The organism is Pseudomonas sp. AC083 (assembly GCF_979253165.1).
In genome coordinates this window covers 1-267 of sequence record NZ_CEEDDH010000164.1, presented here as the reverse complement: position 1 = coordinate 267, position 267 = coordinate 1, and the positions used below count along the sequence as shown (strand labels likewise).

Here is a 267-nt window from a genome sequence, read left to right as displayed (position 1 = left end):
GATCAGCGTATACTGGAGTTCTCTTTTAAACGTAACATTATCCATAATATGAATTTGGCCATCTTTAGAGATGTGACAGAGCGGAAGGAATTAGAAGAGCGGGTGAGAAAATCAGATACCCTTCATGTGGTCGGAGAGCTTGCTGCTGGAATTGCACATGAAATTAGAAACCCGATGACAGCATTAAAAGGCTTCATTCAGCTATTAAAAGGAAATATTGAAGGGGAGTATTCGCTCTATTTTAATGTCATCACATCAGAGCTGAAA

At 39.3% G+C, this 267-nt stretch carries 1 protein-coding gene; it reads left to right on the top strand.

All coding sequences use genetic code 11. The annotated features are described in order from the left end of the window. Window positions 1-267: histidine kinase dimerization/phospho-acceptor domain-containing protein (locus tag AC0IXA_RS27570; protein WP_471814925.1), on the top strand; the 267-nt coding region annotated here is incomplete at both ends.